This is a genomic window from Acetobacter sp. (assembly GCF_047721705.1).
In the GTDB taxonomy this organism is placed as follows: domain Bacteria; phylum Pseudomonadota; class Alphaproteobacteria; order Acetobacterales; family Acetobacteraceae; genus Acetobacter.
The window spans coordinates 1-20,308 of sequence record NZ_JBDNXK010000007.1 but is presented as its reverse complement, the minus strand read 5'-3'; the positions used below and the strand labels follow the sequence as shown (position 1 = coordinate 20,308).

Genomic DNA, 20,308 nt, shown 5'->3' with positions numbered 1-20,308 from the left:
GTCAGGAAATCATCTGACCGAGCAGCGTCTGCGCTGGCGATAATGGCCGCATCCTCTCAGCCGCCGCATCATACAGCCCCATCTTCTCCAGCCATGCTTCGAATTCGGGGGCTGGCTTGAGATTCAACAGGTTGCGGACTGTCAGGATGTCATGAAAAGACAGGCTCTGGTAATTGAGCATGATGTCATCGGCGCCGGGCACAGCAATCATGAAAGGAATGCCTGCCGCGGCAAGCAGGACCATCAGATTGTCCATGTCATCCTGATCGGCCTCGGCATGGTTGGTGTAACAGACGTCACACCCCATCGGCACACCGAGCAGCTTGGCGCAGAAATGGTCTTCTAGACCGGCGCGAATGATCTGCTTGCCGTCATAAAGATATTCCGGCCCGATGAACCCGACGACCGTGTTCACGAGCAACGGCCTGAAGGCGCGTGCGACAGCATAGGCCCGCGTTTCGACGGTCTGCTGGTCGATCCCATGATGAGCATCCGCTGACAGGGCAGCCCCCTGCCCCGTCTCGAAATACATTACATTGTCGCCAACGGTGCCGCGTTTCAGCGCCTGTGCGGCGTCATGCGCTTCCCTGAGAGTGGAGAGACTGACGCCGAAACCTTCGTTCGCCTTCTGTGTACCCGCGATGGACTGAAATACGAGGTCCACCGCGCCGCCACGGTTGATGATCTCGATGGTGTTCGTCACATGCGTCAGCACACAAGTCTGGGTCGGGATGTCATAATGCTGACGGGCATGATCGAGCATGTCGAGCAATGCCAGACCATTAGACACACTATCCGTTGCCGGGTTGATGCCGATTACGGCATCCCCCATGCCATACAGCAGACCATCCAGCGTGGAAGCAGCAATACCCCGCAAATCGTCCGTCGGGTGGTTCGGCTGCAACCGTGAAGAAAGGCGTCCCTCAAGCCCGATCGTATTACGGAACTTTGTGACCACCCGGATCTTGCGCGCAACGCTCATCAGATCCTGATTGCGCATCAGCTTGCTGACCGCAGCCGCCATTTCCGGGGTTACTCCCGGCGCAATGGCAGTCAATGCGCGGGAATCCGCCTCGTGTGACAACAGCCAGTCACGAAAGCCGCCAACAGTCAGATGGGAGATCGGGGCAAATGCGTCTTTGTCGTGCGTATCGACAATAAGACGGGTGACTTCATCCTGTTCGTAAGGAACAAGATCGACACTCAGGAATGTGGAAAGCGGCACATCAGCCAGTGCATAACGGGCGGCCATTCTTTCCGCGTCCGAACGCGCGGCCAGCCCTGCCAGTTCATCCCCCGACCGCGCGGAAGACGACGCTGCAAGCAAAGCTTTCAGATCGTCAAACCGATAACGCTCGCCACCAAGTATATGCTGGAAGCCCATCGCAAAGATCCTGAAGTCACATTCAGAAATCGTCAGGCGCGCCCAATGGACCTTTCAGGAGAAATTACCTGCAAAGCCGTAACGATATGGGTACAAAACATATTGAAGGGGGCGAAAAAAGACAAAACGAAAAAACGCGTGGAAAAATCCGCATTCCACGCAAGGAGAATTTAAATCATTCTTTTATAGATAAGCAGTTTTCATGAACTGAAAAATAAGAAGTCTCCATCACCCATTCAGAAACACCAAAAACTCGACCTTCCTGCGGGCATCCAGACATGTTTCGACATAAATTCAGAGAGAACACTTCAGAGAAAAACGCACAACATATTGGAAATTCGATATTATACGATCATTCAATCGATTAAACAGACATAAAATGATATAAATTAATGGCGGACTGGAAAACTCCAGCCCACCATACAACGCCCTCATTCCGGAAAGCAGAATTACTTTCTGAGCGGCAGTTCGCCGGTAAGGAATTGCGCCCTGCCAAAGCCGAATGACCAGTGAGCGTCCTGATTTTCAACGACGGAAATCATCACATCCGAAGACTTGATCCCACATTCGGCTTCCAGACGATCTGTCAGCAGACGATAGAACAACGCCAGATTTCCATCGCCACGGGGGCGACTGAAAACCTGAAGAAGAATCATGTTCTTGGTCCGGGGAATATCCAGCCCCGTATCTTCAAGAATCATGTGAGAGGGCTTGTGCTCGGTCACGATCTGGTAGCGATCTCCACGCGGCACCTGAAAGGCTTCGAGCATGGCTTCATGCGCGGTGTCGAGCAGCTTCTTGATCTCGCCTTCGCTGCGACCTTCGTAAACGTGAAAATGTAATAGAGGCATGATGTTCTCCTACTGATATTTCAAACGAAAGGGCGTCAGTCCAGTTCCTCGATGAGCTTGCGCACACCGGCAACCATCTCGCGAAGCTGTTCTGGCGTAGCAATGAAAGGAGGACCAAAAGAGACCGTATCGCCGCCGACACGCAGTAGCAGCCCGTTCTTCAGGCCCTTTTCGAACACAGCCAACCCACGGGCACCCGGTGCGCCTTCCTTGGGCTTGATGTCGATTGCCGCAGTCAGACCAATGTTGCGGATATCATGCACAAGCGGAAGATCGCGCAGGGAGTGAATGGCCTCTTCCAGCACCGGCTCCAGCAAACGCACACGGGCGCTCATGTTCTCTTCTTCCATGATATCGAGAACCGTATGCGCCACAGCTGCCGCCAGCGGATGACCGGAATAGGTATAACCATGAGCGAACTCGATGGCGGCTTCCGGTCCCGTCATGAATGTGTTGTAGATTTCGTCAGTGACGATCACACCGCCCATCGGCACGATGCCATTGGTGACAGCCTTGGCGAAGGTGATCATGTCCGGCTTCACGCCGAAACGCTGCGACGCGAAGTTTTCGCCCATACGACCGAAGCCGGTAATGACTTCATCAAAGATCAGCAGAATGCCGTGCTTCGTGCAGATCTCGCGCAGACGTTGGAGATAGCCGACCGGCGGAACCAGAACACCCGTTGATCCCTGCACGGGCTCGACCATGACCGCCGCGATGGTGGACGCGTCATGCAGCGCGACCAGACGCTCCAGATCGTCCGCCATTTCCGCACCCCACTCCGGCTGGCCTTTCGAGAACGCCACTTTGGAGTGATCGTAGGGATGACGCAGATGATCGACGCCGGGCACCATGATGGTGGCGAACATCTTGCGGTTCGGCACGATGCCGCCAACGGACATGCCACCCAGACCGACGCCGTGATAACCGCGCTCACGACCGATCAGACGAAAACGCGCCCCCTCTCCACGCAGGCGGTGGTAGCCAATGGCGATCTTCAGCGCAGTGTCATCAGCCTCGGAACCGGAATTGGCAAAGAACACATGCTCAAGACCGGGAGGCGCCATATTGGCGATACGCTCGGAGAGACGAACCGTGAGAGGATTGGCCATCTGGAAGCCCGGGGCGAAATCCAGTGTTTCCGCCTGCTTTTTCAGCGCCTCCGCGATACGTGGCTCGGCGTGTCCAAGCGGCGTGCACCACAGACCGGACAGGGTGTCGAACACCTTCGTGCCATCGGCCATCGTGTAATAGGGGCCTTTCGCGCTCTCAAGAACGCGCGCCATGCCCTGTTCCTTCACCCGACGGTTCGCGGTGAAGGGCATCCAGTAGCTTCCCTTTCTCAGCGTGCTGAGACAATCAAATTCATTTTTCAAGTCAGCCATTTCCCGTCTCACCTTGCTCCGATGGGAAGCGCTGCGGCTTCCTGACCCAGAACGTTACTAAAAAGAAACTTTATAAAACCGCAAGACTATCCGCCATCCGATTACCGGAAAAACCGGAAAAATCTGACCAGATGGACAAGAATTTACCGAGGTGGTGAGAGAACAGTCCGCAAAATGCTGTTCAAACGCACGGAATAGGCCTTGGCGCTGTTTTCAGTCTCAAGAATCCGCAAGGCGCCTTCCCTGACCGTGCGCCACAATTCCTCGTCGGTATAGAGTGCCACGATCTGGGCCGCGAACCGTTCGGGATCGTTATCGCCCCCGGACATGATCTCCAGTCCGTTGCGCCAGCCAAGCTGACGGCACAGCAGATCGGATGCCACGACAGGCAACCCATAAGAGGCGGCTTCATGAACCTTGAAGGGGATGCCTCCGGCAAACCGCGTCGGCGCAATGAAAATCCGATGCGACGCATACAGTTCTGACGGGTTCTCCACCGCCCCCACCAGTTCGACGCGGGGATCCTGCCCCAGAGCACTCAGATCGACGGATGCGCCACGGAAGCCGGCAACGGTAAAGCGCACATCTTCCGGCAGACGCCCTTTGAGCAGAGGCAGTACCTTGTCCACGAACCAGACCAGACTGTCATGATTGGGCGCATTCGGCTCATGGATCGCACCCAGAAACAGCATATTCCGCCGCTCGCCCCAGCCAGCGGAGGTCGGGCGCACCGGGCACATGTGACCAAGTTCGGCAACATTTTCGTAGCCTGCTTCCCGCAGAATGCGCACATCAAGCGCGTTGACAGCCACGATCATCCGACACAGCCACGCATCCGCCAGTTCCACATCCAGTGCTTCATCCAGCGTTTGCGTGAGGGGTTCGTTGAACAGGCTGGCCTTGAGAACCGTGCGCGGCGCAGTGACGGCTTCCGTATCCAGCACGATAGCATCCAGCGGCAGAGCCGCCGCGTTGGCCATGAGCACTGGCATCATACGACCGATATTATGCGTACGACCGACCCATACGCAGTCATAAGCGCCGTTACGCTCCTGAAGGAATGTGGCCAACGTATCGAAACCGCGATCATGCAGCACTTCGACTTCGGGAGGAAAATCCGCGTAAATCGAAGGCATTGGCGCCGTGGAAGCGTAGATCGGGTAGACCGTGACCTGATGTCCTAGCGCCACCATTGTCCTCACGATGTCGTTGGAGCGTACGAAACCAGACCCCAGACGACGGGCCGGTATCTGGTCCTCTATGAACAGTATCCGCTTCGACGCGGTGGCCGCCACACTCCTTCCCCGCGTCGCCAGAACGGGCGCGGGAGGCCAGGCTTTCCCGACGACAGCGGCATGACGACGCCGAAGCAGCTTCCGATCAGTCGCGTCATAATCGCTTCCGTCAGGGTTCCAGACATCCTGCGCAACGATCATCGCCGACTCATACAGCGTGCCATACCCATGTTCGGCCGCACTCAGACAGAGAGAGGCCAACTGGGCAGCCTCCGTTTCGAACGCAGCATCGAAACCACCTGCCTGCTCAAGAAGCGTGCGGCGGATAAGGACTGCTGGCTGCGTGGCGCAACGCACAAGCCGACTGAAACAGGCTTCCGGCGCCTTTGCATCGGCATCATTCAGATAGGACGAGAGTGAGCCATCCCCCCCGAGAAGCGCGCCTGCCTCACCGATACGGCCGTCGGCCCGCAACACGCGACCGACGACAATGCCTACTGGTTTTCTTTCACCCGACAATGGTTGGGTGTCCATTGCGGTCAGGGCTGCCTGCAAGGCTCCGTGCGCCAGACGCATGCCCTGCCCCAACCACAGGACGGTGGAAGTCTGAACATGCTGCAAAGCCGCCTGCATGGCCTGCGCACGCGTCGTCAGCCGGTCCATGCGCAGGACACGGATTCCCTTGACGAAGTGACCGATACGGGTCGTGTCGTCGCGCGAGCCGCCGTCAACCACGGTGACATCAAGTGCGCCAGCGGACGCCATACGCAGAGCCGAAAGCGTGGAAAGGGTCAGAGGCAGTCGATTGCGGACGAACAGCACGACACTGACCTGCGGCTTTTCTGCGCCCACCGTGAAATCCAGCGGCTGACGCACCAGCAGTGGGAGAAGGTTTTCAGCCTTTCGAACGGCCAGTTCCTCGAAAGTGCGGATCGCGGGCCGCGCCAGACCCGCATCGAGCGGGCGGAGATGACGGCGGGACAGCCAGTGGACGAACACGTCCCGCACCACTCCCCGTTCGATATCAGCGCGCACCGTGCCCGAGAAGAAATAAGTATTGAGATCGACGTCAGGATGGGGCTTCCTGCGTTCGAAAGCGCCGTAACGCACAAAATGATCGTAGGCGGAGCGCAACTTTCCACCCGTGATGGCATGCGCAATATCGGGATAGAGGCCGAGATAGTAATCCTCGGAGAACCATTCCAACGGATTATAGGCGCTCGGAGAGGGATTGGTCAGAAAGTGGTGCAGGGCGCTACGAACTTCACCTTTTTCGATAGCCGTGGTGACTTCCGGATAGGTCGAAAGATACCAGACGGGATCAAAATACCAGCTGACACGCAGATCGGTTCCCTGCGTGTCATCCGCAAGAAAACTGGCGAACGGGCCTCTTTCCGGAATCGCCGTCGCTGAAGACGCATCGGCATTCGAGATGACCGCTTTGCTGTAATAAAGGTGCGGATCGAAAAACAGATGCCCTGAACGGAATGCCTTGTCCCCGTAACGCAGGTAATGATCGTAGCCATTTTTCACGTGGAGCCGATCAAACGCCGCCCGCGTCAGATCGGGATAACGGGCGAGATAGCCTTCCTCGGAAAACAGCCAGTGAGGGGAACGGTTGACGTAACCGTCGGACAGGTAATGGTCGAAACCGGATGCAAACGTGCCTGCGGCAACAGCAGCAGCAACATCCGGATGAGTGGCGAGATACCAGTCTTCGTCAAAATAACGATTTGGCGAAAAACGCAGGCTCTTGCCGGTCGTGGCGTAATGCGCCTCCAGTTCTTCGACTGACCCATCCGCCAGAGCGCCCAGTGCGTCGTGATAGCAATGCCGGTACCATTCGGCATCAAATTCTGCCCAGATGGGCTCAGCTACGGAATGGGATACACAGACCGACGACACCTGACCTCGCAAAAACCGGCGGCTGGTTTCGAGAAGAACTCACCCGCTGTCGCGACGCCAACCGAGGCGTCCCTGATACAGTCGCCCAACTAGCATCGCAGATCAACTCAACGCCGCCAATTCGGGGCGCTGAGCGAACCGACAGAACTTAACCGGCGGTATTGTTCTGCGTCTGTTGACGGCGCGAGTGCCACAGCGCCAGAAAATCGACATGCTGGATGATGACCGGCAGGAAGCCTGCCTCGCGGGTAATATCCGCCAGATAGTTTCGCGCGGCCGGGAACAGCATCTTTGGCGCTTCGACGAGAAGAAGCGGCTCGAGAGTTTCTGCCGTCGCATTGCGCAGCGAAAACATGCCGGAATAGGTGATCTGCGTTTCGAAAAGAACGGCGCCCTCGCCTCCCTCAACCGGCGCATCGGCGCGCCCGACGCAGTTCAGGACGACATCGACTTCGAATTCCGGACGGTTCTCGGCCACCTGCCGGGCCAGCACGTCCAGTGTCATGGCCGTGTTGGGGCGAACGGGAGGCCGGGTGTGAATCAGCGCGGAATCCAGCGCGTTAAACGTGACGCTACGCACATACTGGGCACCCATCAGCACTGTCGGGACAGCGGACGCCTGCGGTTTGCCACCGGAAACGCTGTCCGCGCCGCCTGTTGCGTTTGCTGCACCTGTCACCGATTCCATCGTGTTCTGATCGACCATGCCTGAAGGAACTTTCCGTGTTGCTGTAAATCGTGCTTGCAGAAGGCTTTAGCAAACTCCCTGCCCGCCGACGAGTGTAACGGGGCAACTCTTTCGATTAAATGAAACGCCCCTGAAGGACTCCGAGCGCCGGCATGGGGGACCAGCCTTTCGGCAGTTCGCCACGATGGATCAGTGCAATGTGATAGACTGGCGCCGGTTCCAGCGCGTCGGCCAGAAAGCGGGCATAAGCCTTCACCTGCTCACGTCGCCAGAGACAGTCCGATACTGCGGCGGGACGGGATGAATGAATACTGGCGACACGCCGTTTCGGCCCCACAAGAGCGACCACCGCCCATATCTTGTCCCGTATTGGTGTGGGACGAAGCGACTTTGATGACAGATCGAAAGGCAGGATGGTGACCATCGATGAACCCTTTCTCCTGACGACGGGAGGGACTGTCACGAAACCATGCTCTGCAGAGCGAAGCAAGTCATGCTGGGGGCTGTTTCCGGCGCAGTTCTGTTGAACTTCCGGGGAGTATCACGTTCCTTAGAACAGAAATGCCCGCAACTTCTGTTCCCATGCTGGCTCTTCCCGCAACGCGCATGAATCGACCGAGGCCACAGGCTGCAATGATAACGCCGAGACCAGCCACGCCGCAGAAACCCGCGACCACACATTGAGCGGCACGGACTGTTCCCTGCACACTCCTGCCTCCAGCAGCCGTGCGCGGGAAGTGCCGGGCAGAGCGCCATCCGTCACAGGCGGCGTGACGACTTCGCCGTCCAGCAGCAGCAGGATGTTCGCAGCGCTGGCCTCCGCCACGACGCGCCCCACACCTGGCAACAGTGCATCGTCATAACCGGCAGCGACTGCCTCCATCCGCGCCATGACCATCGGCAGGTAATTCAGCGATTTTACTTGCGAAAGCGGTGACGATCCGTCGCGCACGTAACGGCTGGTTGCCAGTCTGACCGGCTGCACGGAAGGAGGAGAGGACGCGGCACAAGTCAGCAGAACGGTTGGTTTCACATCAACAGGCGGCAGCAACCCACGAGGACCGCATCCTCTTGTCACGGTCAGACGCATGGAGCCACTTTTTAGCCCTGTCGCGACAACGAGATCGGCAACAGCTTTCTGAAGCAGCGTTCTGTCCGGGGGCGGTAGATGCAACGTCGCGCATCCCGTTTCCAAACGGGAAAGATGACGTTCAAGATGCGGCACACATCCCTCCGTCAGCCGCATTGTCTCGAACAACCCGTCGCCCAGAAGAAAACCGCGATCAGTGGGCGCGATTACAGCGTCCTTTGCCGGGACAATCCTGCCATCAAGCCACACGCTATCCGTCATTGACCGAACACTCCCAGAAGCGGCGCAACCTTGAGCTGTATCTCGTCATGTTCACGCTGGGGATCGGAGGGCCATGTAATGCCACCCCCCGCTCCTATCGACAGAAAGGAACCATTCCGTTCCACGCTACGGATCACGACGGAACTATCCATTGCGCCATCCCGCCCTATACGGAATATGCTGCCGCAATAGGCACCCCGCGCGGATCGTTCGACCTGATCGATGATTTCCATTGCTCTTCGTTTGGGGGCACCTGTCACAGACCCCGGCGGCAACGTCGCGCGCAGCAGGTCGATGGCATCCAGCCCCTGTTTCAGTTGGCCCTGCACGCAGGACACCAGATGGTGCACGTGAGTAAACTGCTCCACCGCGCAAAGTTGCGGCACCGACACCGAGCCGATATCGCACACACGTCCGATATCATTGCGCATCAGGTCGGTGATCATCAGATTTTCTGCATTCTCTTTTATGTCCGCCTGAAGAAAATCGGAAAACTTTCTTCTTTGTTCGTCACTTTGCCCTAAAGGCGCTGTTCCTTTGATGGGGCGTGTCTCGACTTGCCCTTCGACGGAAAGCGACAGAAACCGCTCCACCGATGCACTGAGCAACGAAAAATCCGCACCATCCCCGCAGCGGAGATAAGCTCCGAATGGCGCAGGCGACTGCTGACGTATGGCTCCATATGCGGCGAATTCGTCAAAACAAGGTGGCACGTCACCGTGCCAACGAACCGTCAGGTTGGCCTGAAAAATATCGCCAGCGCCGATGAAGCGGACAATATCCCGAACAGCCGCAATCCACGCGTTCCGATCCATGTCCGGTTGGAAGGCAATTGGAGGAGCCGAAGGCAGGACAGGCATTTCATCGATAGAAAACGGAAAATCTCCTGTCTGAAAAACTCTCTTTTCCAGACGGTCGAAAATCAGGACATTATCGTAGGACGCCGCCGCAAGGATGGGTGTGCATGCATTGTGTCGTGAGGCCACTCCCTCCAGCGCCATCCCCGCTTCATAGGAGGCCAACCCCACGAGACCACCCGTAAATGGCAGAGTGCTTTGCGGCATCTGTCGCAAGTGCCGCTGCATGTCACGCAGATGAGTCCATGCATCACCTGCAGCGGGTTGGCCATTCCGCAGTATACGGCCGCCCTGCACCATCAATGTTTCGGTGGGATTTACACAGAGAAAGGACCATCGCGCCCGCTCTCCCGTGGGTGCGCCCCCGCTGTCGAGGAACGCCATCCACGGCGCATGACGATATGCGGAGACAACGCGCCACGGGTCCACCCAAGGATGCTCGATAACATGCGAAGACGACGACATGGCTGTCTCATACACGCAGACGGCTGAGGAGGGCAGATCGTTTTTATCTGGAAACGTCGGCTTATGTCATAGCAACGCAGAACGGGGATGGAGGTTATGCGTCCTTGTTCCTTGCGTCACACCCGAACGAAATGATACTGCGACTCCTTCTCAACTAGAGATGCAGCATGATCGTCCGCCTTCCCCATCGCAAACGTGCTTCTACAGCGCAGCCTCTTCCGGATCACATCGAAGCCATACGCCTCAAAGCGCTCAAGGGTGATCCGTTGGCGCAGACCCAGTGGGGACAGGCGCTCCTGAGCAGCACGTTTATGCGGAGCGATCCGGCTGCGGCCCTCGGCTGGTTTCACATTGCCGCCCGCTCCGGCTTCGGTCCTGCCTACAACATGCTGGGACGCTGTCATCATTTCGGGCATGGGGTAGAAAAGAACCTTACAAAAGCGGCTGAGTATTATGAAAAGGCCGCTTCATTTGGTGATGAGTGGGGACGCTACAATCTTGCCATCCTGCTGCTGCGCGGACTTGGTGTGCCCGTTGATCGCCCCCGGGCGTTCCTGCTTTTCCGGGAAGCAGCCAACAAAGGCCACGCCAAATCGATGAATCTGTATGCCCGCTTTCTTGAAGAGGGGTGGGAAGTCGAACAGGACCGGGAAGCGGCGCTAAAATGGTATCAACGTTCAGCTGAAAATGGAGATTATCGGGGACAGCATAATTTTGCGACTGCTCTGGCGGAATCCGGGCAGGTTGCGGATGCGCTTGTCTGGTGGCGTCGCGTCATGGCCGATCCTGAAACCACCCCTGACATTCTTCAGGCCATGGATCGTTCTCTAAGCGCTCTAGGGGAGCAGGGCGATACAGAGTTGCTCAAGACCGTGAAGCAGCGCGTCGAAAGCGTTATTGGCAACGCGTGACATCGTGCTTGCGTAAGGCTGCTTCATTCAGGCAAGCATCCCTGAGTGGGGGTATCGCGCATGTTTCCTGAGCAGGTTTCGACAGCCAATGTCCTGTCGGCGTTCATTTATGTCGTCAGCGCTGTCAGCGTCGTTCTGGTCCTGATCGGATTGGGGCTTGTCGATGCGGGACTTGTTCGTAAAGAGAATGTTCTGCACTGCTGGGTGCAGAAAATCACGACCTGCATGATTGGTGGCCTTGCGACGTTCTTCGTGGGAGACGCCATCTGGCAGTGGCAGTTTTACACGGCTTTCGGCTCCCCCCACCCGCTTGAGCAGGCTTTCGCCGACTGGTGGCTGGGAAGCGCGCCCATGAACACCCCAGCCATTGCGCAGGATCCCAAGCTCGTGCCCGGAGCCGATACACAGCAGGTATTCTCGGTGTTTTTTGTGACCTTCGCCATGGCGACGGTTGCCCTCATTCACAGCGGCACTGTGGAGCGCATTCGCAGCGCACCTCTTTATGTCATGGCGCTTGCTATCGGCCTGATCTTCTGTCCTCTTGCCGCCTTTCTCACATGGGGGCCCCTCTCCCCCCTGACCAATCGTGGACTGCATGACTTCGAAGGTGCAGTCGCGCTCTACGTCTTTACAGGCACATGGACACTGGTAACGGCTTGGCGCATGGGGCCGCGCGCAGGTGTTTTTGCGGCCGATCCGGAGGGGATACAGCCACACCCTTCAAGCTACGGCAACATCGCATCTGGGGCGCTGTTCGTTTTTATGGCGATCCCCCTGATTGCTTTAGGCTCGACATGGATCACCCCCGGAAAAAGCGTTTACGGTATCACCATGGCGCAGACGGGTATTGGCATTGTGCTCAAGAACGTATTCTGCGCGCTGCTGGGTGGCGGCGTAAGCGGTGCGTTCCTCGCCACCCGGTTGCGTGAACCTGTCTGGGTCTTTTTCGGTCCCATTGCGGGGGCCGTGATGACCGGGACAATCTTCGATGTCGCAAGCTCCTTGGAAAGCCTGACATTCGGAGTGATCGGTCCCATCCTCGCCGTAATGGTCAGCCGGTTGCTCGTGACCATGCGCATCGATGAACCCAAGGTGGCTCCTCTGGCCTTCGGGCCGGGAATTGCAGGGTCATTGGCGGGGGGTTTTATCCATTGGGGCACAGCGACCGGTGGGTTTCCTGATCTTGCCGCCCCTTACGTCGTTGGGCACGCGCATATATCCCCTTTCCTGCAACTTGTCGGCATCAGTGTTGTCGTTCTGCTGGCTGCGGTGCCTGCCTATGCGCTCTGCCGGATGTTCGAGCTTACCTCCGGACTGCGCATTTCTCGTGAATGCGAAAGAGTAGGCATGGACGCCACTTATTGGGACAGGAAAGAATAGGGAGCAAAGATTTTAATTTGAGATTCTGCGTGCCCAAATAAAAGAACAAATATTACAAATCAACAATCACTCTGACATCATATATTTCCACTATTACATCACAGAATAATTTTTAAGCCCCGCACAAAGCAAAGAGACAGTTACTGATGACGCATTCCGTGTGGCGATCGCGTTGTCACGCCTGATTTCAAGGAATTTATTTATAAATGACGACCTGGACAGAAGTTTTAGATACAAAAATCACAGGCGCGCTCAGCGCTGTCGGTGCCGGACAAACCCTGATCGACAACTGGATCGACATTACCGGCAATGTCTGGTCCGCCACCACGCTCTGGTCGGACACAAGCGGTTATTATCTGAGTTCCATCAAGGAAAGTACCCCCTGGTCGGGTGGTCCTCTCTACCGGCCGCAGTCCGAAGATGGGATGTCCCAGCGGATTACGGCATCCTATCGGGTAGATGAGAACCAGACAGTCTGGTTCATGCTTCGCGCCAACCGCTCCACCACTGCCAGCACATTCAATGGCTATCTCGTCGCCATCGATAGTGTCGCCAAAAATCCGTACATCCACATTTTTCCGATGGTTGGAGGCAGCACGACCAATTCCATCGGCTCTTCATCGGTCTCTGGCATTTCCAATCTGACCAACGGCGAACTGGTTACGATTGATATCCAGCTCGATCAGGTCACGGATACGACGTCCCAGATTGTGGTGTCTGTCACGGATAGCAGCGGCAATGCGATGGGATCCTACGATTCCGGCACCAGCAACACGCTGATCAATACTACCGCGCTACAGAATGTAGCTGGCTCGGTTGGTCTCTGTGTTTATGGAACGCAGAACAATACCGCTGGCGTGAAGGAAATTTCAGTCTTCAGTGGTTCGGATTCCTCCAGTTCATCAGATACCGGCGCAGTCATTCCATGGTCTGGCTACACGGTCACTGCTGACAACGCTCAGATTGCAGTCAACGGCACGGCGACGCTGACTGTCGCGCCCACACCGCTTACGACCAACACCTTTTATAACTGGGACACCAAGAACCAGCTTCAGAACTACATCACGAAACTTGCGGCCCTTAAAGCCGGGACACTGACGACACAGTTCCGTGTCTGCGCGGCGGGTGACAGCACAACAGTTGGTGTCGGCACCGGCACAGGAAGTTCCGGCGTCACCGGATGTCGCCTTAATGGCTACCCGGCGCAGCTTGCCCAGCAGCTTGAAACGGCGGGTCTCCGGGTCAGCTACGACAACTTCTTCGGTTCAGGCAACGAGCCTGACGCAGACAGCCGCGTATCGTTTGTCGGTGGAGGCGCATTTGGAGGCGTTTCGTCTCTTGGCGCAAACGCCATCACGCTGACGGCAGCGGGCGACGGTTTCGTATTCACCACCGGATCGACCAAGACTTATAACCAAATTACGGTTGTTTATGTCGATTACGGCAGCAAAGGCACCTTCACTGTTCAGGTGGATGACCAAGCTGTCCAGACCGCAGCGGCCATTGCAAACTCGGGCGTCGTCAAGTCGCAGACCTTTTCGATCACCGAAGGGACAATCGGCACTGTCACCGTTATGGGTTCGGGATCAGGGCAGCAGTTTTTCTGCGGCGTGATCTGCGAACACAGCACACAGCCCTATATGACGATCTGCAATCTAGGCATTGCGGGCGGAACGACCTACCAGATCGTTGGCCCTGTCGATACGGCGTGGTCGAAGTACAACTCCGTTACCGCCATGGTGGACATGGTGCCCGACCTTGTGCTGGTCAACACAGGCATCAATGACGACATCACCGATGCAACATCCGCGCAGAAATTTCTGGGGCAGATGTCGGCGACGCTGGAAGCGCTGGTCGCGCAGAATTCTCCAGTCATCCTTGCCGTATACCAGCCGATCAATCGAAGCGACTACGCAACAGGTATCGTCGCATGGCGCGCGGCTCTTGAAGCCTTCAGTGATGCGCAGAATATTCCGCTGCTCGATCTGTCCAACGAGTTCGGGAATTCGCCCACGTCGTCCGGCTATGCGATGTTCAACAACCTGCACCCGACCGAGGCGACCTATGGAAAGATCGCAGCTGTGTGGGCAGAGCGGCTGCTTGATCCGGCCAACGATGTCATCGCCCAGCGCAAGATCACCGTTACGCCTTCGGACAACAGCGGCGGCGGCACATTCTCACCCACGACAGTCGAATTTGACGCCGGCAGCAATGCAACCAAGACGCTCACTTACACGGGCAAGACCGCAGGCACGAAGTCGATCACCGGCACCAATAGCGGCTCCCTGACCAATCCGGCGGCACTCAGTCTGGTGGTGGGAGCATCTGGCGCCACGAAATACACACTCACCGGCCCGTCGTCTCTGACAGTCGGAACAGCTGGCACCTTCACGCTGACACCGGACGCCGCACCGACCACTGCTGTGGTTGTCACGCTAACCAGCACGCTGACGGGCGCTTTCAGCAGTCCGACCGTGACGCTTCCCGCAGGTTCCACAGCAGCGCAGACAGTCACCTTCACAGCGTCTGCGGCTGGGTCAGGGGCAATCAGCGCCACAAACAACGGATCGCTCACGAATCCGGCTGCGTTGACCGTGACAGCACAGACGGCAGCAGTGACGGCGACGAAATATACCCTCACAGGCCCTGCGTCGCTGACTGTTGGTTCCGCTGGGACCTACACACTGACACCTGATGCCGCGCCTGCGGCTGATGTGGTCGTGACGCTGACCAGCACGGTCACGGGCGCATTCAGCAGCACGACCGTGACATTCAAAGCCGGTTCGACGGCTACTCAGACAGTTACCTTTACACCATCCACCGCTGGTTCCGGAACGATCAGCGCCACGAACAATGGCGGTCTGACCAACCCGGCTGCTGTGACGGTGACGGCACAGACAACCGCCACCAAGCCAGGAGTGCCGACTTTCAGTCTGAAAGCAGGCAACGGCACGATCACAGTCACAGTCGTTGCGCCCGCAAGCAATGGCGGTGCGACGATTACTGGCTATCCGATCTATGTGGGGACCAGCTCTGGTGGAGAAAGCACCACGCCTGTCACGACTCTGAGTGCTGCGGGCTCCTACGTCATTTCGAATCTGACCAACGGATCGCCCGCTTATGTGACGGTTGGTGCAACAAATGCCATGGGCACGACGGTGGCGGCCGAACAGAGCGCCACGCCGATGGTCCCAAGTGCAGGTGGTCTTATTCTCGTCGACAATCCTGCATTCCTGTTCTCTCCGGGCAACTGGTATGGTGATGCAGGCCGGACGGGATCCAGTTGGCGCAGGACATGGAATGTCGGTGCGTATTTCGTCTTCACCTGGACGGCATCAGCCAGCCCGACGGCCGTACTGCATCTCGGGCCCAGCACCACGGGTGCCTATGTCACCCTGTATCTGAACGGCGTTGCCTCGACTGTCGCTGCTACGGGTGACATTACACTTTCCAATATTACACCGTCCGCCGAAAATGTTCTTTTTGCCATTCTCGATTACACGCCGCAGCAGGCACGCTGGAATCAGGGTTCCAACAATCTGCTTGTTTCCGGCCTGACACTGGACGCTGCCTCTGCATCCGGCACGTCGGTTGCTGGCAGCAAAGGTTGGGTAAAAATCATCGGTGACAGCATTACCGAAGGCATTGAAGCCAACAACAATAAGAACGAAATCGTTTACAGCTACTCGTTTCAGGTTCTCCAGAGCCTGCGTCTACAAGGCTATGAAGTCTGCATTTCTGCCTGTGGTTACTCCGGCTATCTCATCCCCGGAGATAGCACTGGCGATGTTCCTGCCTATTATTATGTAACCGGATCCAATGACGGCACAGGCGGAATCTATACTGACAGCCAGAGTCGCTGGAACAAGATTGATGCCAATGTTTCGGCACTGGACAGTAATTCCCATCTGTCCTCCTATGGGGATGCAGACACGGAACCTGCTGCCATTGCCATCAACTATCTCACCAACGAAGCGCTGAGCGGCGCCAACCCGTCAGATGCACAGGCTGCAATGACACAGGCCATGATCGCCCACCGCGCCGCAGCACCGACAGCATGGCTGTTCATGATCATGCCATTCGGTTTTTATTACTCAGGGAAGTACAACGCATCATGGCTCACGGTCTTCAATAACGCCGTGCAGGCCTATAGAGCAGCTTACCCGGGAGACAACCGAGTCACGGTGATTGATATTGGTTCTGATCTGTCAAACACGATTCAGAAAAACAAAGGCTGGTACATTTCCTCAAGCGATGACGTGCATCCCCTCGCTCCGGGCCACGCTCTCATCGCGCCTATCGTGCAGTCCGCCATGATGACCTCGATGGAAAGCCGCAAAACTCAGACTTATATCTTCTATTGATCAAATAAATCCTGAGATACCTCTGCTTTACAGGTGGAGGTATCTCAGGACCTCTCTGAAACACCGTAAAACTTTACGGCTTTACCTTTTCATCATCCGTTAGGGTTTTTAAAAATTCCACGATAGCGCCCCTCTCTTCTTCGGAAAGAGCCGGTTTATCACCGGGCCGGCGATCGAAGGGCGCATCTGAGACGTCAACATTCTTTTTATATTGTGCCGGGATGTCATCATAGAGTTTGACATGCCCATGCGCATCTTTGCTGTAGAATTTTTCTGGCTGAAGATCGCGCAGCACATAAAAATCAAGAACTTCTTCCAGAGAACGGAAAACACCGTTGTGGAAAAAGACCTTACGTGTTGCGACGTTGCGCAATGTCGGCGTCGCGAACATCCCGCAATAATCCGCAAGTGTCTTGCGTCCGTCTTTCTGTTTATCACACACGCCAAGATCGTAATATGATGTGTCATGCGTGCGAGAAAGCAGAAGGTTGCGCGGTGCGCCAAGCGCCTCGTACTGATGATCCGTAAAAACGGGAGGCAGATGATCGCGCGTCACCGTGTCCACATGACAGGCAGCACAGTTTCCCTTCATAGGGTCATTGAACAGCCGATATCCCTGCACTTCCCGCAAGGATAAAGTCTCTTTTCCTGCCAGCCATCTGTCAAACTTGCTGGAGTACGAATGAAAAGAGGGCTCTTCAATCTGATAGCGTGACAGGGCGAACAGGGCTTCATCAAGAAGAAATGCTGGAGAAGCTTCGCCAGCAGGCCCAGCCAGTTGCTTAAGCATTTCGCCGTATGGAGCACTTTTCAGACGGGCAATGACTTTTTCAGGTGAGGAAGCCATTTCCGCCGGATCATACAATGGCCCATGAACCTGCTGCTGAAATGTGTCGGCACGACCATCCCAGAACAGACCGCCTTGCGGAACAAGGTTGGTGGCCGAGCTTTGCGTATTCGTGGCACTTTTCGGGCCATGAGGCGTGCCCGCTGCCGTGGCCGCCGTTATGGTCGGCCCTTCACCTTCATTGACTGCATCATCCGGACCAATGCTGAAAGGCGGCTGACGTTCAAGATATGTCAGCGTCGGGACCGCACGACGTCCTTCACTGGTCAGATTCTGACCGCCGAGAAAAACTGGTGAAGCATCCGATGGCGCATAGTGATTGTGCGGGTCATGACAGGATGCACAGGATAGTTTTCCGGAACCGGAAAGCTCCTTGTCGTAGAAGATGGCTTTCCCGATCTGGGCCATCGCCGACAAGGGCTGTATAACCGAACGCCGCACTTCGACGGGGCAAGGATTGACCCCATCGTCATGCGGCGTACAGGCGCTCTCCGCTTTTGCCGTCCCGGCAATACTCAGGAGAACAGAAAGAAAAGTGGTGCAGCCCCGAAGGAACTGCACCTGAGCAAAGTGTTTTCTCATTTACCAAACAGAAGTGATGTCAGGGAAGACCAGAAGCTGGCAAGTTGTGCAGCGATCTGATTGAGAAGTTGGGCGATCAGACCGGTTGAACTGTCAGCCGTGGAACCAGAAGAAGACCCACTGTCTGAACCACTGCCAGAATTGTTCGATGACGAACCATTGTTGTTCTGGGAACCAGAGTTCGTGCTTTCGTCACCAGACGAATTCTTGTGTGCCGTTCCATCATAGCGCACATCACCCGTGTCCGGATCAAGTAGCAGCGTTTCAGTCTGAGCGGAACGCGTAAAGTCGAACAGATCGTCAAGCTTGCCCGCGGTCGCATCAAAGGAACCACCACCAAGACGCTTGCCGCTCAGCCAGTTGTCTTCGATAAAGCGGACAACAGACGCTTCCGTAACCAGCGTGTGGCTGACATGGTTCGTCTTTGCCCAAGGAGAAAGAACCAGCAGCGGGATACGTGTGCCCGGGCCACAACGACCATTAACCGGCTTGCCTTCAACACCTGTCGGCGCCGTGCCGGTGCCGCAGACGCTGTCACCATTCAGCTGATCAGCGGAAGAAGCATAGGAAGCATGTGTCGGTGTAGTGAAAGCGTGGTCATACCAGCCATCGGAGTCATCATAGGTGATGACGATAGCGGTATCTTTCCATTCCTTCTGCTTCTGGATGAAGTTGACGAGCTTCGTCACGCCAACCTGCTCATCAAGCGGATCGGAATAACCGGCATGACCGTCCTGATAGGCAGGCATCTTGATGTAAGAGACGGCGGGGAAGTTGCCGCTTTTCACAGACGCATAGAAATCATCCAGATCGTACTGGTGATTGGCCGGATCTTTCTGGTTGCTGCCCGGGATATTCGTGTAGCCAACGGAAGCCATGGACGTCGGACGGGCATGCGTCGGGTTGGACGTGCTCTCGTAGTACTGGAACCAGTTGTGGTGTGGGATGTAATCCACAACCGTCTGTGACACGATGGTCGAAGTGGTGGCGCGAGCACATCCCGTGGAGCCGTTTTCATTGGTCTTCGAAAGCTCGAAGCCACCCATGAAGCCGCCCCAGGTGATGTTCTTCTCGTTGAGCAGATCACCAATGTTCTTGCCCGTCATCAGCACCTGATTGGTCGCTGAAGAACAGGTGTCGTAGGCGGGGTCAATGTCATTGACCATTGTGTAACCGCCCTGCCCGTCCTCGACAAAAGCAGACGACGTTTCTTTCGTGCTCGGCTTTTTCGTGGTGGCGATGATCTTCATGCCATTGGTCTGACCGGAGACCACTTCCAGCGCACCCGGCGTCGAAGGACCGTATGTATCGGTGTAAGCGTTGTCGCTCATCGCGAAACGCTGGGCATAGCGCCAATAGGACGTGACGGTGTTGCCGTCATAGTAACCCAGAACCTGAGCCGTCGTGCCGAATGCGCCAACGCCACCAGCCGTACCTGAACCGGTATAAAGCGGGAACAGATCGGCCTTGCCATTGTCGTAAGCCATCTGCTCGGCGGTGTAAGCGTGATTCTGATCCGCCGTGCTGGCCTGCGTACGGTCGAGACGGAACGGAAGCGCCGCACCTGCACCGTTAGCCGAGTTGGTATTGGGGTTGCTGCTCAACAGGTCATTGTTGCGCAGATTGTTGACGCTCGGCGTGCCTGATTTAGCTTTGAAAGCTGGCTCGCCTGTCGGGTTCAGCGCCTTGGGATAGGTAGCGAAATAATGATCGAAGGAGACGTTTTCCTGATAGATCACCACAAGATGCTTGATCGGCGTCTTCGTTGTGGCGCTGCTCTTTGATGAGCTGGAAAACAGACCACTCGTGGAAGCCGAAGCAAATCCGAGGTTCGGCGTGAAGACTGACAGGCACAACATTGCGGACAATGTCATCCGCGTGCGTTTTGCGAACACGATAGCGACCTTTCTTTTTGCAGCTCTTTTCAAGCCCAGCCCCGACTGCATCCGCACGTCACTCCGGGAGAAGCCATTTTACTGGCCCCCGTCAACCGGAAAGGAATGCAGGAAACTGCGACAAAACCTCTTGAAAAGACACTCCGAAAACTGATGAGACGCTGCGTAACTAGATTAATTATCTGTCATTGAGTGTGATGCTTTTATG

General features: G+C 56.4%; 13 protein-coding genes. 3 read left to right on the top strand and 10 right to left on the bottom strand.

Translation table 11 applies throughout. The features are described 5' to 3' along the window. Window position 1: 1 nt before the first annotated feature. The 8 genes from ABF824_RS02200 to ABF824_RS02165 all read right to left on the bottom strand — a co-directional run bounded on the left by ABF824_RS02200 (window position 2) and on the right by ABF824_RS02165 (window position 10,121). Entirely contained in the window at window positions 2–1,384 is a 1,383-nt protein-coding gene (locus ABF824_RS02200; protein ID WP_415486194.1) for an ethanolamine ammonia-lyase subunit EutB, read from the bottom strand. Window positions 1,385–1,833: 449 nt separating this feature from the next. After that, window positions 1,834–2,235 (bottom strand): tautomerase family protein, encoded by a 402-nt coding sequence (locus tag ABF824_RS02195; RefSeq protein ID WP_415486193.1) that lies wholly within the window; start codon window positions 2,233–2,235, stop codon window positions 1,834–1,836. Window positions 2,236–2,270: 35 nt separating this feature from the next. Further along, window positions 2,271–3,620, bottom strand: a complete 1,350-nt coding sequence (locus ABF824_RS02190; protein ID WP_415486192.1) for an aspartate aminotransferase family protein — start codon at window positions 3,618–3,620, stop codon at window positions 2,271–2,273. Between the two features lie 143 nt (window positions 3,621–3,763). Further along, the gene (locus tag ABF824_RS02185; RefSeq protein WP_415486191.1) at window positions 3,764–6,760 is read right to left on the bottom strand and encodes a glycosyltransferase; all 2,997 of its coding nucleotides are present in this window, start codon (window positions 6,758–6,760) and stop codon (window positions 3,764–3,766) included. Window positions 6,761–6,908: 148 nt separating this feature from the next. Continuing rightward, window positions 6,909–7,466, bottom strand: coding sequence for a protein-export chaperone SecB (locus ABF824_RS02180; RefSeq protein WP_415486190.1), 558 nt, complete (start codon window positions 7,464–7,466; stop codon window positions 6,909–6,911). Window positions 7,467–7,563: 97 nt separating this feature from the next. Further along, window positions 7,564–7,872, bottom strand: coding sequence for a hypothetical protein (locus ABF824_RS02175; RefSeq protein ID WP_415486189.1), 309 nt, complete (start codon window positions 7,870–7,872; stop codon window positions 7,564–7,566). Window positions 7,873–7,998: 126 nt separating this feature from the next. Further along, the gene (locus ABF824_RS02170; RefSeq protein ID WP_415486187.1) at window positions 7,999–8,799 is read right to left on the bottom strand and encodes an aminotransferase class IV; all 801 of its coding nucleotides are present in this window, start codon (window positions 8,797–8,799) and stop codon (window positions 7,999–8,001) included. Then, the gene (locus ABF824_RS02165) at window positions 8,796–10,121 is read right to left on the bottom strand and encodes an anthranilate synthase component I family protein (RefSeq protein ID WP_415486186.1); all 1,326 of its coding nucleotides are present in this window, start codon (window positions 10,119–10,121) and stop codon (window positions 8,796–8,798) included. The genes ABF824_RS02170 and ABF824_RS02165 overlap by 4 nt, the downstream gene beginning before the upstream one ends. Before the next feature lie 167 nt (window positions 10,122–10,288). On the opposite strand from ABF824_RS02165, the gene ABF824_RS02160 reads away from it, so the two are divergent. The 3 genes from ABF824_RS02160 (at window position 10,289) to ABF824_RS02150 (ending at window position 16,776) form a co-directional block, all read left to right on the top strand. Further along, the gene (locus ABF824_RS02160; RefSeq protein ID WP_415486185.1) at window positions 10,289–11,032 is read left to right on the top strand and encodes a tetratricopeptide repeat protein; all 744 of its coding nucleotides are present in this window, start codon (window positions 10,289–10,291) and stop codon (window positions 11,030–11,032) included. Between the two features lie 60 nt (window positions 11,033–11,092). After that, window positions 11,093–12,412: an ammonium transporter gene (locus tag ABF824_RS02155; RefSeq protein WP_415486184.1), complete on the top strand. Its 1,320-nt coding sequence runs from the start codon at window positions 11,093–11,095 to the stop codon at window positions 12,410–12,412. A 206-nt stretch (window positions 12,413–12,618) separates the two neighbouring features. Continuing rightward, window positions 12,619–16,776 carry a GDSL-type esterase/lipase family protein gene (locus tag ABF824_RS02150; protein ID WP_415486183.1) on the top strand — a complete coding sequence of 1,386 codons (4,158 nt, stop codon included), beginning with the start codon at window positions 12,619–12,621 and terminating at the stop codon, window positions 16,774–16,776. A gap of 73 nt (window positions 16,777–16,849) precedes the next feature. Here the strand turns inward: ABF824_RS02150 and ABF824_RS02145 are convergent, their stop codons facing one another. Together ABF824_RS02145 and ABF824_RS02140 are read right to left on the bottom strand one after the other, a co-directional pair. Beyond that, window positions 16,850–18,205 (bottom strand): cytochrome-c peroxidase, encoded by a 1,356-nt coding sequence (locus ABF824_RS02145; protein ID WP_415486182.1) that lies wholly within the window; start codon window positions 18,203–18,205, stop codon window positions 16,850–16,852. Further along, the gene (locus ABF824_RS02140) at window positions 18,202–20,079 is read right to left on the bottom strand and encodes a phospholipase C (RefSeq protein WP_415486234.1); all 1,878 of its coding nucleotides are present in this window, start codon (window positions 20,077–20,079) and stop codon (window positions 18,202–18,204) included. Before ABF824_RS02140 ends, ABF824_RS02145 begins: the two co-directional genes overlap by 4 nt. Between the last annotated feature and the right edge of the window lie 229 nt (window positions 20,080–20,308).

Coding starts and splice junctions, on each gene's coding strand:
- ABF824_RS02170 (WP_415486187.1), bottom strand. CDS start 8,799: ATGACGGATAGCGTGTGGCTTGATGGCAGGATTGTCCCGGCAAAGGAC.
- ABF824_RS02175 (WP_415486189.1), bottom strand. CDS start 7,872: ATGGTCACCATCCTGCCTTTCGATCTGTCATCAAAGTCGCTTCGTCCC.
- ABF824_RS02150 (WP_415486183.1), top strand. CDS start 12,619: ATGACGACCTGGACAGAAGTTTTAGATACAAAAATCACAGGCGCGCTC.
- ABF824_RS02190 (WP_415486192.1), bottom strand. CDS start 3,620: ATGGCTGACTTGAAAAATGAATTTGATTGTCTCAGCACGCTGAGAAAG.
- ABF824_RS02160 (WP_415486185.1), top strand. CDS start 10,289: ATGATCGTCCGCCTTCCCCATCGCAAACGTGCTTCTACAGCGCAGCCT.
- ABF824_RS02180 (WP_415486190.1), bottom strand. CDS start 7,466: ATGGTCGATCAGAACACGATGGAATCGGTGACAGGTGCAGCAAACGCA.
- ABF824_RS02155 (WP_415486184.1), top strand. CDS start 11,093: ATGTTTCCTGAGCAGGTTTCGACAGCCAATGTCCTGTCGGCGTTCATT.
- ABF824_RS02145 (WP_415486182.1), bottom strand. CDS start 18,205: ATGAGAAAACACTTTGCTCAGGTGCAGTTCCTTCGGGGCTGCACCACT.
- ABF824_RS02200 (WP_415486194.1), bottom strand. CDS start 1,384: ATGGGCTTCCAGCATATACTTGGTGGCGAGCGTTATCGGTTTGACGAT.
- ABF824_RS02195 (WP_415486193.1), bottom strand. CDS start 2,235: ATGCCTCTATTACATTTTCACGTTTACGAAGGTCGCAGCGAAGGCGAG.
- ABF824_RS02165 (WP_415486186.1), bottom strand. CDS start 10,121: ATGTCGTCGTCTTCGCATGTTATCGAGCATCCTTGGGTGGACCCGTGG.
- ABF824_RS02140 (WP_415486234.1), bottom strand. CDS start 20,079: ATGACATTGTCCGCAATGTTGTGCCTGTCAGTCTTCACGCCGAACCTC.